The sequence below is a fragment of the Methylobacterium sp. 275MFSha3.1 genome, from assembly GCF_900108435.1.
In the GTDB taxonomy this organism is placed as follows: Bacteria; Pseudomonadota; Alphaproteobacteria; order Rhizobiales; family Beijerinckiaceae; genus Methylobacterium.
This window is the reverse complement of sequence record NZ_FNWP01000012.1, coordinates 1-13,379: the sequence shown is the minus strand read 5'-3', so window position 1 is coordinate 13,379 and position 13,379 is coordinate 1. Positions and strand designations below refer to the sequence as shown.

The window sequence follows — 13,379 nt, the reverse complement described above, 5'->3', positions numbered from 1 at the left end:
CCGGTCGGCACGCGCGACAGGGTTATCCGCTGGAGGATCGGGAAACAATCTCACGGTGTGAGCGCGGCCGGTCGAGGCGGGCTCCGCGACGATGCGGATGACATCGGGGGCACAGGTGCCGGTGCGGGGAGCGGGCATCTCAGCCCCAGCCGAGATACGCGACGATCAGGCTGAGGGCGGCGAGGTGGAGCGGCGAGAGGGCGGTCAGCATGGTCTCGCTCCTCACGGCAGGTAGAGACCGCGGCCGCAGCGGCGGGCGCGCCGCGCCTCGAAGTAGCCGGTGTAGCGATTGTAGACCTCGACCGTGCGGTAGACGCAGTAACGGCCGGAGTTGCGGCCGTTGTAGTAGACGCCGCCGTTGTCGAGATCGACGCCGAGGAACTCCTGGTTCCCGTGCTGCGGCGCGGCCTCTTGGGCGAGGGCGGGACCCGCGGCGCAGAGAAGGCTGGCGGCGAGGACGAGGATCTTGGTCTTGGTCATCTCGGGTCTCCCTGGTCGGGCGGTGGATCGTCCGCCTCGACAGGGGCATGGGTCGGCCAGACGCGGTTTCGTGCGGCCGGCGCGGTGTGACGCGAAAAATTTCTTCCGACAGGCGCGGCCGAGATGGCGTCGGTCGTCCGGCGACCGCCCGACGACGGCGGTGGCCGTCGCCATCGACGGCAGGGTCACCCCGAACAGCCTTCACCCTCAGGACCGTCGGCGCGCTCCGATCGAGAGCGACGCGGGCGCTGCGTTCGGTCCAGAACACGCGACGCGACGGCGTCGAATGCTCATCATCCGCCGCAAGCCATCCCGGCTTACTGAACCGGTAACACTATTTCTCACGACTCGTTGACCCGGGATCGGAGAGGGGTCAATACAGCGTCCGCTGATCGTTGAGAGCCTATGCGATGGACGGCGAATACTGTTAAGGGCTTCTCTTCATTTGAGAGGTATTCATGAAATCTCTCGTGGTGGCTCCGGCTGCGCGCGTGGCGGACCGGATCGTGCTCCCGGCCGCTTGAGGGTGGACAGGCTCTCGCCGCCGACCGCCCGGATCCGGTCCACCACGCCTGCGCAACCGTGCGCGGACTGCAGACCTGTTCTCGACGCCGGTGCGGATCGCGCGCGGTGTCGACTCGGAAACGACATCTCCCGGGGCCGACATGTGCCAGGTGTTTCAGCATCCTCCGCGCTCAGCTTGCCTGACCGTCCGTCCTGGGGACCCTCACACCCGATCGGTCTCGGCTCTCCTCGGCGTCGGGATCGTGAGCGCGGCCTTGCTCGGCCCGGCGATGTCGGCGCGGGCCGACGATGGGCCGAGCTACGGCGATGACCGACGCGGCATCTTCCTGCCCTTCCTCAACGCGCCGCGACCCGGCGACGCCATCACGAAGTCCCCGCGCCTCGGCCTGTCGTTCGGCGGCGAGCCTCGTCCGGTGCTCGTTGATACCGGTTCGACCGGCATCGTGGTCTCAGCCGCTCGGATTCCCGACAACGAGAACCTGCCGAGCGAGCCCGGACGGCTGACCTACTCGAGTTCCGGCCGGATCATGGTCGGACGCTGGGTGCGCGTCCTGGTTTCCATCGTCGGCCGCGATGGAGCGAGCGTGGTCACGCAGCCCATCCGGGTCCTCGCCGTCGACCGGATCGACTGCACCGCGCGCGCTCGCAGCTGCACGCCCGAGGTGGCGCCGGCCCACGTGGCGATGATGGGGATCGGTTTCGGCCGCGAGGACGACAGCCAGACGCAGAGCACGCCGGACACCAATCCGCTCCTCAACGCGGAGCCGCCGGGACCCGGTTCGGTGCACCGCGGCTACGTGCTGACCCGACGCGGCGTGCATGTCGGCTTGACGCGCGCCAACACGCGCGGCCGCTACCGCTTCGTGAAGCTCGACCCCCACCCGCACGTGCCGGGCGACTGGCTCGGCGTTCCCGTCTGCATCACCGTCGACGGCCGTGAGCCCGCCGCCTGCGGCCGGGGGCTCCTCGATACCGGTGTCACCGGCATGTTCCTGACGCTGCCGCCGTCCCAGGTCGCCGACAGCCTCCGGGCCGATGCGGGCGATCACGCCATGCTCCGCCCGGGAACGCGTCTCGGCTTCCAGTTCGGCGACGCGGCCGGCTACGCGATCGATGTCGGCGACCGAGCCGCGCCGCTCGCTCCCGAACGCATCGTCCTCAACACGGTGCGCCCGCAGCCTTTCGTCAACACGGGGCTGCATGTCCTGAACGGCTTCGACGTCCTCTACGACGCCGACCGCGGCTATTACGGCTTCCGGGCCCGCGACGCACAGTCGGCGTCCGACGACCCGTGATCTGCGCATCGGCCGCCGTGTCGTCCGCCCTCTCCCGCACCGAGTCCGCCATGCTGCGCAACGCCTTTCTCACTGCCGTGATCCTCGTCCCGACCGCCGGATACGCGGCGGAGGTCGATTGCGGCGCCTCCGCGAACCAGATGGACGCCAACACCTGCACGGCCCAGGAATTCGACCGGGCCGATGCGGAGCTGAACCGCCGCTACGCGACCCTGCGCAGCAAGCTCGACGAGAACGGCCGACGCAATCTGGTCGCCGCCGAGCGCGCCTGGATCGCCTTCCGCGATTCCGAGTGCAACCTGCGGACAGGCTTCAACACGCTGACGCCCGACAACAACGGAAGCATCGCCCCGATGCTTCTGGGCGCGTGCAAGATCACGCTGACGCGCCAGCGGATCCAGGACCTGGCAGCCCAGATCAAATGTCCGGGCGGCGACCTGTCGTGCTCGCCCTGACTGCCTCCCGTCTTTCCCGACCACCCGCCTGCGCGAGCTGCCATGATCATCGTCACGACCGAGAACATTCCGAACTACCACGTGCGCGAGGTCCGCGGCCCATGCTTCGGCGCCGTGGTGCACAGCCGCGGTGCGGTGGGCAATTTCACCGCCGGACTGCGCAGCATCATGGGCGGCGAGATCAGCGAGTACAGCCAGCTGATCGAGCAGGCGCGGTCGCAGGCGATCGACCGCATGGCGCAGAACGCGGCGCAACTCGGCGCCAACGCCGTCGTCATGATGCGCTTCGATACGGCGGACACCGACCAGTCGATGATGGGCGTCGTCGCCTACGGCACCGCCGTGGTCGTCGAGGCACGCTGAGGTCGCGGCCCAAGCCGCATTCCGCTCCGACTCGCCGTCACCCGCCGCGCGCAGGACCCCGCAGCCGGGTCGATGCGACGCGCGAACCGGATCTTAGAGCCATGAATCACAAGCGCCCACGCCTGCTGCAGGCCTCGGCCCCCGTCCTTGCCGGGCTGCTCGCCTGCCTCGCCGTGCCGACGACCGCCCGAGCCGACCAGCCGTCCGCGAAACTGTGTCTGACCGAGACCTCCACGCCGGGCACGACGGCGTGCATGACCCGCGCCCTGCAGGAGGCCGACGCGAAGCTCAACGCGGCCTACAGGAAGGCGATGTCGGTGATCGATCACGACGACCGCACGCCGGACCCCGACGCGAGGGCACTCTGGAAGACGCGGCTCGAGCGGGCGCAGCGTGCCTGGATCGCCTTCCGGGACGCGGATTGCGGCGACCTGACCGACAGCGAGTGGGCCAACGGGAGCGGCGCGAACGCGGCGCTGCCCGCCTGCCTCTACGACAAGACCGTCCAGAGGACGGCCGACCTTCTGAGCCGCTACCCGCTGCATTGAGAAGCGGCGCGGCATCGCCAGGGGCCCGTCGCGAACCGGTGAACACTTCGGTTCCGCCGGAAGCTCCTCCGGCCCCGATGCAGTCCTCGTCCGCCTGCGGACGGGCGGCCGTCCGGCGCCCGATCTCACCCCGCTTCGATGGGACCGGGAGGACGCGGCGCCGGCGGCTCGGCCGGCGGGTCCCCGTCGGGCGGTGCGGGCTCCGGCAGCGGATCGTCGATGGGAGGCAGCGGGTCGTCTCCGGGACGCGGCGTATCCGACGACATGGTGCGGTGTCCTGTCCGAATCTTCGGGCGGTCGGGGACGTAACGCGCGTCGGTCCGGTCGGATGCGGCCTCGTCAGCCGAAGGTCAGCGCCGACCGTTCCCGGAGCGCCCTGCGCAGGGCCCGGCTGAGGTCGGCCACCGAGTAGGGCTTGTGCAGGAGCTCGAAGCCGTCGGTGCCCTCCGACGCCAGCACGTGGCTGTAGCCGGAGGTGAGGACGACGGGCAGGTAGGGACGACGGCGCCTGATCTCCCGGGCCAGATCGACACCGTTCATGCCCGGCATCACCACGTCGGAGAAGACGATCTCGATCTCCTGGCCGTTCGCTTCGATCGTGGCGATGGCCGCCTGCGCGTCCTTCACCCAGACAGCCCTGTAGCCGAGTTCCACGAGGGCTTGCCGGGCGAAGGCGCCGACCTCCTCGTTGTCCTCCACCACGAGGACGGGCGTGCCGTGACCCTCGGCGAGCGGCTCCGGCTCGTCCGGCACGCCCTCCTGGACCTCCGCCTGCTGGGACCGCGGCAGGAACAGCGTGAAGGTGGTCCCGACGCCGACGACGCTGTCGACCGCGACGTCACCGCCCGACTGCTTGGCGAAGCCGAACACCTGGCTGAGGCCGAGGCCGGTGCCGTGGCCGACGCCCTTCGTCGTGAAGAACGGCTCGAAGATGCGTTCGAGGAGGTCCGCTTCGATGCCCGAGCCGGTATCCGAGACCGACACGGCCACGAAATCGCCGGGCACGGCCGGATGCGCCCGCAGCGCCGGGATCCGGTCCGCGCGCCGCACCTTGATCACGAGGCGGCCCTCGCCCTGCATGGCATCGCGGGCGTTCACCACGAGGTTGACGAGGGCTGTGTCGAACTGGCTGGGGTCGGCATCGACGTGGCAGCGCAGCCTGCGGCCGTCCGCGTCCGTGCCGGCATCCGTGTCGGTCGCGACGTGGATGCGCGCGCCGGTCAGCGTGCCGACCATGTCGGCGATGGCGGCCACCGACTGCACCACGTCGAAGATCGACGGTCGGAGTGCCTGCCGGCGCGCGAAGGCCAGCAACTGGCTGGTCAATCTGGCGGCGCGGTCGACCGTGTCGGCGATGGCGTCGACGTAGCGGCCCCGCCGATCCTCGCTGAGGCCCGGTCGCTTCAACAGATCGGTCGACGACTTGATGACGGTCAGCAGGTTGTTGAAGTCGTGCGCCACGCCGCCGGTGAGCTGCCCGACGGCCTCCATCTTTTGCGACTGACGCAGCTGCTCCTCGAGGGCGCGGCGCTCCGTGACGTCGCGCCCTGTCGCGTGGAACCGGTCCCCGCGCGCGATGGCGTTCCAGGCGATCCAGCGATACGCGCCGTCGGCGGTCCGGAACCGGACGTCGAGGTCCGACAGCGTGTGGCCGGTCCGCAGCGTCTCGAACGCGCTGGCCGCGGTCTCGCCGTCGTCCGGATGGATCAGGGTATCGATGCGGATGCCGACCAAGCTGCCGGCCGGCCACCCGAGCAGCTCCGTCCAGGCCGGGTTAACCGCCTGGCAAGTTCCGTCGAGGGCGCAGACCACGAGAAGGTCGCGGCTCGTCCGCCAGACCAGGTCATGCTCGATCTTCCGGTCGCGCGTCCGGGCCTCCCGCCGCTCCTCGTCCGCCTGCCGGGCCGCCGGATCCTCGAGAAGGATCGCGACGCGGTTCTGCGTCCCGCTACCGGTCCGCATCGCGCGGACATCGAGGATGGGTCCCGTTCGCGACAGGGCTCCCTTGAACTGGGCGCTGTGCCCGGATCGCGCCACGTCACCGAGGGTGTCGAACCAGCGTCGGGCGTGGTCCGGCTCGAGCGCGCTCATCCAGCGTCCCGCCGCGGCGCCGAGGCCGGACTGATCCTCGAAGGCGGCGTTGGTCTCCACGACGCGGTAATCCGCGGCCCTGCCATCCCCGTCGAAGCGCAGCTCGACGATGCAGAAGCCCACCGCGTCGTCCGCCCGGGCATGCCGCGGCGCGATGGTCCGCTCGACGGCCTGCGCCTCGCGCTGCCGGAAGCGCGTGAGGTCGAGCTGACTGCCGAAGAAGAACAGCAACTCGCCGAGCGGTCCGAAGACGGGGCTGATGTAGAGTTCGTTGACGAAGGTGCTGCCGTCGCGCCGGTAGTTCAGCAGCTCGACCACCACGTCGCGCCGCGCGGCGATGGCATCGCGGATGCGGGCGACATCGGCCGGATCCGTCGCGGGCCCCTGCAGGAAGCGGCAATTGCGCCCGATCAGCTCCCCCGCCGAGTAGCCGGAGAGTTCCAGGAAGGCGCGGTTGGCGAACACGATCGGGTTGTCGGGCAGGTTCGGATCGGTGACGATCATCGCCATCCGGGTCTTGTCGGCGGCGGTGAACAGAAGATCGGAGCGGGCGGTGCCGACTCCGGCCAGAGTGGTTGTCGGGGCGGTGACCGGGGCCTGTGACGCGCGCAGGCGCGCGTTCTCCTCAACCAGCGCGCGCTCGCGCCGACGCAGCCGCTCGACCTCCCCCCGAAGATCTTCGATGCTCATGGCCCGGTCTTATCCGGAGCCGCCGCCGCGTCCAACCGCAACCGGCACGCGGATGCGAGAAGGGGGTGTGACCTCTGGTCCCGACAGTGCCGGCGTCGGCCACCGGGCGTTCGGATCCTGCGATGCCGGAAGGGGGCGGGTCCGCCAGTTCCCGATCCGCGATGACCGGCGCTGCCTCCACGGGAATCCGGGGGACAGCGGCGGGCTGCGGTCGGTCGTGCCGCAGGGACCGGTCTCTCGCGTTCCGGCCGGATCCGGCCTCGGGACCCAGCGAACGCGAACGGCCGGAGTTCGACTCCGGCCGCTCGGTCGACGCGGTGCGTGTCGCTTACCGCAGGAGCTGGAGGACGCCCTGCTGGGCGGAGTTGGCAAGCGACAGGGCCGAGATGCCCATCGACTGGCGGGTCGACAGCGCCTGCGAGTTGGCGGCCTCCTGGTTCAGGTCGGCGTTCGTCAGGTTGGCCGAGCCCGTCTGCAGCACGTTGATCAGCTGCTTGGAGAAGTCCTGGCGGTTCTGAACCACCGACAGGTTCGAGCCCAGCGTGCTCGCCGCGGAGTTCAGGGCCGCGCCGGCCGTGGTCAGGACCGCCAGGGTCTTGTTGACGTCGGCGTTCAGCAGGAAGTTGCCGAGGCCGTTCTGGCTGGTCGAGCTGTTCGAGTTGGTGATCGACGACAGGCCCAGGCCGCTCGAGGTCGCGTCGACCGAGGCGACGTTCAGGTTCGAGCTGCCGGTGTCGTTGAACTTGATGTTCATGTCATTGCCCTTGCCGGCAATGAGGTTGACGCCGTTGTAGCTGGCGTCGCTGGCGAGCTGCGTGATCTGGTTAAGCAGGTTGTTGTACTGGTTGGCCAGCGAGGCGCGCTGCGTCACGCCCGAGATCGACAGGTCGCTGGAGACGACGGTGCTGGCGGCAGTGCCGTAGGTCGAGGCGGTGGTGGCCGAGGCGGTGAAGCCGAGCGCCGTCTGGCTGCCGGAGTTCTGGAATTCCACGTCCGCCTGGGCGTTCAGGACGATCTTGGTGCCGGTGCTGTCGACCGAGAAGATCGCGCCGGCGCCGAAGGCGCCGCTCGACGAGGTCGAGGCCGAGCTGACCGCGGCGTTGAGGGCGGCCACCGTGGCGTTGACGCTCGAGGAGGCGGCGACCGTGGCCGAGACCGAGCTGCCGTTGATGGTCAGGAGCACGGTCGAGGAGGCGGTGCTGGCGCTGTAGGCGTTGGCGGCGGTGCCGGTGGTGGAGAGCTGGGTCGAGAGCGCCTGGTTGGCGATCGACTTGGCTTGGTCCACGAGCTTCTGGATCGAGGTGATGCCCTGGTTGGCGGCCTGGATCGACTGGATGCCGTTGGAGATGCCGTCGAGGAGGGAGTTCAGGCTCGAGGAGCGTCCGTCGAGGGCCTGGGAGGTGAAGAAGTTGGTCGGGTTGTCGAGGGCGGAGTTGACGGTCTTGCCGGTCGCGAGCCGGTTCTGGGTGGTCGCCATCAGCTGGGCGGTGTCCTGCAGCGAGAGCAGGTTCTGGCGCGTCGCGGCCGACAGGGTGATGGAGGACATGGATCGCTATCTTTCCAACCGGAGCAACCCGATTCTCGGGGATGACTAAGAATACCGGTTAGGGTTAAGTCCGGATTAAGCGCGCGAGTATTTTCGCCGCGCCGGTAGCGTTACCGGAAAATTTACGGCCCGCGCGCGCAAGCCAGTCCCGGACGGCATCGATCAGGGGCGTCCCGACCAGGAGGTCATCGGAGACTTGAAGCGGCGGGGGTCCATCCCGTCCGGCGCGAGCGGATCAGGCGATCCGGCTGCCGCCTCGCGGCGGGACACATTCTCAGTCCAGCGCGTAGCCGAGCATCCCTTCGGACACGTGACCCTCACAGTCCGGGACTGTCGACACGAAATGATCGCGGCCTCCGGCGATGCAACGGTAGATCGGATGGCTCCCCGGCCTCTTCGCCTCGTAGACGTAGCCGGTCTGCCCGAGCGGTGTCTGGCCCTCGCATCGCGGGTCGCGGCTGAGGAAGTGGTCCTGTCCTGCCGCGCAGCTCATCAGCATCGCGGTCCCCGGCGCCGGGAGCGTCAACACGGTGCCGAGGCTGCGCTCGATCGTGTAGCCCGGCCCGATATAGCCGGTCGTCACCCAGTGGCCGCCGGGCCCGAAGGCGCGCCGCAGGGGAAGGCGGTCGGCGCCCCTCGGCCGCCGCGCCTCGGCGATCCGCCACGTGCCGGGATAGGGGTCACCCCCTGAGAAGAAGACCGTGATGTCCGGCAGGAACGGCGTCAGGAACCCCGCCCCGTCGCGCTGGAAGCCGGGACTGTGGTTCAGGTAGAAGCCCGTGACGTCGGAGTTCAGGTAGCCCAGGGGTGTCCACGCCGCCGGCGCCCCGCTCAGCACCGCCTTCAGTGGCATCCTGAACAGCCCCATCTGGTAGGTTTCCCGGTCGGGATTGCGCCCCGGATCCTTGCAGGCCACCTGCTGGCACACGCGGCCCGGCAACCCGGTGATGACGTAGACCTCGCCGGTCTTGGGATCGTAGGCGAAATCCGAGTTCGGGTTGATGGTCGAGCCGTCGGTCGTGGCGTTGGGGACTCGCGCCGGCGCCCCGAAATGCACGCCGTCGGCCGTGTGCCGGACGTAGAGGTCCCCGAAGCCCGGCACCCCCTGCGGCCCGGTGAGATCCGTGGTGAAGACGAACAGGCCGGACCGACCGTCCGAGAAGGTCGCCGGCTGGCCGGTGCCGTAATTGCCCTGCGCGACGACCGGGTTGATCGGCTTGATGACCGGTTCCGGGTAGTCGACCCACGTCACCTTGTCGTTCGAGAAGGCGAGGCCGGTCTGGTTGTTGTTCCCGGGCAGGTTGTCGGCGCCCGAATAGTACATCGCGTAGGCGTAGGTCTGCCCGTCCGCCGGGTTGACGAAGCGGCCCCGGATCACGCTGGGATCACAGACGTACTGCCGGTTCCAGGAGTTGGGCGTCGGCTGGAACACGATCCGCGCCGGCGAGAAGCCGGTCTGCGGCGTGTAGGAGCGATGGAAGATGACGTCCGTCTTGCCCTGACCGCACCACCAGATGTCGGTGGTCCCGTTCTCGGTGATGACGCTCGGCGCGTAGTTGTAGCCGGCCGGATTGGCCTCGTTGACGAACAGCGGTTGCGCCTCCGGCCCCCTCCAGCCGGCCTCGCCCGCGACCGGGACGGCGAGCACCGCCAGGAGCATCCCGACGCGAGCGCCCTTCCGCGCAACGAGAGCCGGCAGCATCCTCAATCCCATCGCTCCCACCGGTCCGCTCCTGACTCCGAGTTGCCGAGACATTCCGGCGGCGTGCTGACGACCGGAATGTGGCCGTCTGATATCCGGCGGCTCGGACCGGCGGCTCCGATCCTGTCCCGAAGCGTCTCCCGCGGACGCGATCACGCGCCCTGCGCGGGCGGGACCGCGCGGCGGCAGACCGGCCGCAGGGCGCGGTCGAGCAGCGATTGCCGCCCGAGGATCATCTCGAAAAAATCGTACTCCCCCGGCCTGAAATTGGCTTTCAGGAACTGGAAGTGCATGTGGAAAGGCTTGAGGCGCAGGCGCTTGTAGTCGTCCTCGGGTATCCTGTCCTTGACCCCGGCGGAACGGACGAGCGGGTTGCAGGCCAGGAAGGCGGGTCGTCCGAATCCGAGATCGAAGATCGGATTGAAGCCGTAGCAGTTGAGCCAATCCTGGGGGGCCTGGTAGTCGCACCAGACGATGCGGTCGCTGAAGACGAGGGTCGCGATGTCGTCGCGCAGCGCGCGGGCCTCGTGCTGGAGCGCCACGAAGGGCAGCCCCGAGCCGAGCGTGACGAGCGACAGGCGCGGATGCCCTCGATCGTCGGTCCCGAGACGCGCGAGGACCTGCGCGGCGACCTCGACCGCCATGGCTGCGCCGAGGGAATGGCCGACGATCATGACCTCGTCGGGCGCGTCCGCGGGGTTCGCGCGCCAGTGGGCCAGTTCGGCCAGGACACGGTCCCGGAAGGCCGCGACCCGGTCCGCGTAATCCGGTCGCCGACCGGTCGCGTGCTGCCAGAAGAAGATCCGGATGCTCAGGATGTGCCAGAAGAACAGGCGCCCGAGCGCCTTCTTGGCGCCGTACAGGAGCGCGAGCGCCGCGGCCGCGAGAAGCAGCGCCACGCCGACCGTTTCCGTCGGCGCCGCCGGGCTGACGGCAGCGTAGATCGCGGTGCCGAGCGCGATCAGGAGCGCCGGGGCCACGAAGGCGACGAAGAACGGGAAAGCGGTCAGCACCGTGTAGGGCCATCCGAACCGGGACGTTTTGAAGACCAATCCCTGTGCGAGCCCCGCCGCGACGCTCCGCGCCAGCAGAGCCAGCTTGCGCGACACGGGACGCGCGAGATCCGCATGGACGATATCGCTCCAGATCAGGGTCTCGCAGCGGACCGCCGCACCGTCGCCGTCGGCGGGTGCGTCGACCGTCCAGCTCCGGGTCAGACCATTCGGATCGGTCCGGATCTCCGAGACCGCGCGCGGCATCGCCCCGAACCGGGTCGCGTGACGGTGAAGCTCCCGCTTGAAGAAGGCGGGGAAGCGGATGCCGCTGCGGGCGTCGAATCCGTGAATGAAAAAGACATGTCGCCGCGCCACCGGTGCCGGATGAAGGTCTCTCAACTTGAAGGGCGTGAACGATAAGTAGCCGCGGACCATGTGATCGATCGAGGACGAGAGCACGAGAGGGATTCGTGGCGGTCGACGGCGCCCGCAGGGGCGGCTCCATTGCACCATCGCGGAGGGCTCCACAACAGCGCACCGGCGAATCTGGTTCCGCCACCGGCCAGCATTCATGATCCGGGCGGCATTCCCGGCACTGTCGCCCGGCAACACCGGCGGCGCCGAAAATCCGTTTCGCGCTCGGGAGGGACTGGACTTGGGAAAACTGAGCCTCCTACGGTGCGGGACGCGGGGGCGGTGTTCAAGATTCGTATGGGTTTGTCAGAGGCCGTGAGGGCGCTCCGCAGCGGCGCCCTCCGCCGTCACAAGATCGGCCATATCCAGGCCGTCTTCGACGCTGCGCCGAGCGGCTGCGTGGTGCTCGCCGGCGACTCGCACGCGGCTCACATGCCGCGGCCGGTCGTTTCCCGTCCCGTGCTGAATGCCGGGCTCGCGGGCGCGACGGCACGCTCCTACCGCCGGGCCCTCGACCTGCTGCGTGCGCCCCTGCCGGCCTTCCTGGCGGTCCTGTTCGTCGGGACCAACGACATCCGCTCGCCGTCGGCGCTCGGGCGATCGGCGACGGCCGATTTCTCCGACCACGCGGATCGCATCGTCGACCGCTTCCAGGCCTTCGCCCTCGACACGCTGGTCTCGGCGCTGCCGCCCACGCCTGCCTCGAAGGTCGCCGAACGCGATCCCGCCGCAGTCGAGGTCTATTCCGATCTCCTCCGCGCCGTCTGCGCACGCCGGGGGGTCTCGTTCTTCGACCCGTTCGCGGCGCTGCGCGGAGCGCGCTTCGGTCTCGCCGAGGACGAGGCCTTCGTGGAAGGGACGCATCTGCGGGATTACGCGGCCGTCGCCGCGCGCGTCGCCGGCCAGATCCGCGACCGGTACGGTCTCGATCATTATCTGGAGAGCCCGCTCCCGGGCTTCGATGAGGCGTATTACAGGAGTTGGTACGCCGACACGTGCCAGTATCCCCACGGTCCGGCGCGACACTACCTCGATCTCGGCTGGCGCGAGGGCCGTGACCCGAGCGGGCATTTCAGCACCGACGGGTATCTCGACGCGAACCCGGATGTTCGCGTGGCCGGCGTCAACCCGCTCGTTCACTTCCTGGAGGTCGGCTTCGCGCAGGGACGGACCGGCTGGCAGAAGGCGCGCACGCATCCCACGCGCTATCGCGGCGTCGACCCGGAGACCTGAGGGCAGCGCCGCGGGCCGGCAGCGCGCACGCCATCGTGACCGCCGCCGCCGCGAAGCTGACGCAGGACGGTGTACGCATGTGATCATGCGCCTCCTCCTCGCCGTCCCACTCCTCGTCCTCATCGCCACCGGAGCGTCGGCCGGAGAGCCGCTCCTCGAGGGACCCGTCGTCGCCGGTGGCTTCGGGATGGGCGGGTCGGACTATTACGGCGATGTCCACAGCCGGATGCCGTTCACCGGCGAGGCACCGCCGCGGCCGGTCGGGATGGCCGACATCGTGCGCGTCCGGGCAGCCCGCGCGCGCGCCGCGACCGCGTCCCGGCGACAGGCGCCGCACCGGCCGGCGCATCGCGGCTGAAAGTCTCCGGCCTCCGCCGATCCGGACCAGCCGGACAAGGAGAGCGCGGTCCGAACGATCGGGCCGTAGCCGTAGGAGGACGGTCGGAGCGGCGGATCAGTTCCGGTATCGTTCGGCCAGGGCCATGAGGGCCTGGGCGAGCTCGGTGAGGTTGGCGGAGGCGGCCTCGACCTGCCGCGTGCCGGCCGCGGTCTGCTGGCTGGCCTGGCGGATGTTCTGCAGCGCCCCCATCACCTGCTCGATGCCCAGCTGCTGCTGGTTGGTCGAGGCCACGATCTGCTGGAACGTCTGCACGTTCTCCTCCACCCGCGCGGTGATCTCCTCGATCGTGCGCTGCGTCGTGTCCGAGCGCGTCTTGCCCGCCGCCGCGCGCTTGACCGCCTCCTCGGTCAGCATCACCGACGTGTTGATGCCCCGCTGGATCTCGCCCAGGATCCCCCGCACCTGCCCCGTGGCTGCCTTGGCCTGGTCGGCCAGGAGCTTCATCTCCGAGGCCACCACCGAGAAGCTGCGCCCGCTCTCGCCGGCCGCGGCCGCCTCGATGGCGGCGTTCAGTGCCAGCAGGTGCGTGCGCTCCGAGATGTCGTTGACCGTCTCGATGATGTCGCCGATCGTCTGGGTCTTCTCCGACAGGCTGACGATGTTGCCCGCCACCGCCTCCGCCTGCTCGCGGATCGCGTCCAT

General features: G+C 69.5%; 12 protein-coding genes. 6 read left to right on the top strand and 6 right to left on the bottom strand.

The annotated features are described in order from the left end of the window. Positions 1 to 222: 222 nt before the first annotated feature. A complete protein-coding gene (locus BLW78_RS15660; protein ID WP_020094549.1) occupies positions 223 to 480 on the bottom strand; it encodes a hypothetical protein in 258 nt (85 codons plus the stop codon). Between the two features lie 767 nt (positions 481 to 1,247). Here BLW78_RS15660 and BLW78_RS15655 point away from each other — a divergent pair. From BLW78_RS15655 to BLW78_RS15640, 4 genes are all read left to right on the top strand, one after another. Continuing rightward, a complete protein-coding gene (locus BLW78_RS15655; RefSeq protein ID WP_091680670.1) occupies positions 1,248 to 2,300 on the top strand; it encodes a hypothetical protein in 1,053 nt (350 codons plus the stop codon). 50 nt (positions 2,301 to 2,350) lie between these two features. After that, on the top strand, positions 2,351 to 2,755 hold the full coding sequence (locus tag BLW78_RS15650; RefSeq protein WP_244526956.1) for a lysozyme inhibitor LprI family protein: 405 nt from the start codon (positions 2,351 to 2,353) through the stop codon (positions 2,753 to 2,755). 42 nt (positions 2,756 to 2,797) lie between these two features. Next, positions 2,798 to 3,118 (top strand): YbjQ family protein, encoded by a 321-nt coding sequence (locus tag BLW78_RS15645; RefSeq protein WP_020094546.1) that lies wholly within the window; start codon positions 2,798 to 2,800, stop codon positions 3,116 to 3,118. Positions 3,119 to 3,219: 101 nt separating this feature from the next. Next, the gene (locus BLW78_RS15640) at positions 3,220 to 3,666 is read left to right on the top strand and encodes a lysozyme inhibitor LprI family protein (RefSeq protein WP_091680666.1); all 447 of its coding nucleotides are present in this window, start codon (positions 3,220 to 3,222) and stop codon (positions 3,664 to 3,666) included. A 339-nt stretch (positions 3,667 to 4,005) separates the two neighbouring features. On the opposite strand, the gene BLW78_RS15635 is transcribed toward BLW78_RS15640, so the two are convergent. The 4 genes from BLW78_RS15635 to BLW78_RS15620 form a co-directional block, all read right to left on the bottom strand. After that, on the bottom strand, positions 4,006 to 6,447 hold the full coding sequence (locus BLW78_RS15635; protein WP_091680664.1) for a PAS domain S-box protein: 2,442 nt from the start codon (positions 6,445 to 6,447) through the stop codon (positions 4,006 to 4,008). A 328-nt stretch (positions 6,448 to 6,775) separates the two neighbouring features. After that, positions 6,776 to 7,993, bottom strand: a complete 1,218-nt coding sequence (locus BLW78_RS15630; RefSeq protein WP_042672956.1) for a flagellin N-terminal helical domain-containing protein — start codon at positions 7,991 to 7,993, stop codon at positions 6,776 to 6,778. Between the two features lie 274 nt (positions 7,994 to 8,267). After that, positions 8,268 to 9,695, bottom strand: a complete 1,428-nt coding sequence (locus BLW78_RS15625) for a hypothetical protein (protein WP_091680663.1) — start codon at positions 9,693 to 9,695, stop codon at positions 8,268 to 8,270. A gap of 152 nt (positions 9,696 to 9,847) precedes the next feature. After that, positions 9,848 to 10,954, bottom strand: a complete 1,107-nt coding sequence (locus tag BLW78_RS15620) for a lipase family protein (RefSeq protein ID WP_244526955.1) — start codon at positions 10,952 to 10,954, stop codon at positions 9,848 to 9,850. Between the two features lie 465 nt (positions 10,955 to 11,419). Between BLW78_RS15620 and BLW78_RS15615 the strand changes: the two genes are divergently transcribed. Both BLW78_RS15615 and BLW78_RS15610 read left to right on the top strand, forming a co-directional pair. Beyond that, entirely contained in the window at positions 11,420 to 12,337 is a 918-nt protein-coding gene (locus tag BLW78_RS15615) for an SGNH/GDSL hydrolase family protein (RefSeq protein WP_091680661.1), read from the top strand. Positions 12,338 to 12,422: 85 nt separating this feature from the next. Then, complete coding sequence (locus BLW78_RS15610) at positions 12,423 to 12,695, top strand: hypothetical protein (RefSeq protein WP_170855167.1); 273 nt, start codon at positions 12,423 to 12,425, stop codon at positions 12,693 to 12,695. A gap of 96 nt (positions 12,696 to 12,791) precedes the next feature. Here BLW78_RS15610 and BLW78_RS15605 read toward each other — a convergent pair. After that, positions 12,792 to 13,379: methyl-accepting chemotaxis protein (locus tag BLW78_RS15605; RefSeq protein ID WP_244526954.1), on the bottom strand; the 588-nt coding region annotated here is incomplete at its 5' end.

Coding starts and splice junctions, on each gene's coding strand:
- BLW78_RS15640 (WP_091680666.1), top strand. CDS start 3,220: ATGAATCACAAGCGCCCACGCCTGCTGCAGGCCTCGGCCCCCGTCCTT.
- BLW78_RS15660 (WP_020094549.1), bottom strand. CDS start 480: ATGACCAAGACCAAGATCCTCGTCCTCGCCGCCAGCCTTCTCTGCGCC.
- BLW78_RS15625 (WP_091680663.1), bottom strand. CDS start 9,695: ATGCTGCCGGCTCTCGTTGCGCGGAAGGGCGCTCGCGTCGGGATGCTC.
- BLW78_RS15620 (WP_244526955.1), bottom strand. CDS start 10,954: ATGCCGCGCGCGGTCTCGGAGATCCGGACCGATCCGAATGGTCTGACC.
- BLW78_RS15645 (WP_020094546.1), top strand. CDS start 2,798: ATGATCATCGTCACGACCGAGAACATTCCGAACTACCACGTGCGCGAG.
- BLW78_RS15635 (WP_091680664.1), bottom strand. CDS start 6,447: ATGAGCATCGAAGATCTTCGGGGGGAGGTCGAGCGGCTGCGTCGGCGC.
- BLW78_RS15650 (WP_244526956.1), top strand. CDS start 2,351: ATGCTGCGCAACGCCTTTCTCACTGCCGTGATCCTCGTCCCGACCGCC.
- BLW78_RS15610 (WP_170855167.1), top strand. CDS start 12,423: ATGCGCCTCCTCCTCGCCGTCCCACTCCTCGTCCTCATCGCCACCGGA.
- BLW78_RS15630 (WP_042672956.1), bottom strand. CDS start 7,993: ATGTCCTCCATCACCCTGTCGGCCGCGACGCGCCAGAACCTGCTCTCG.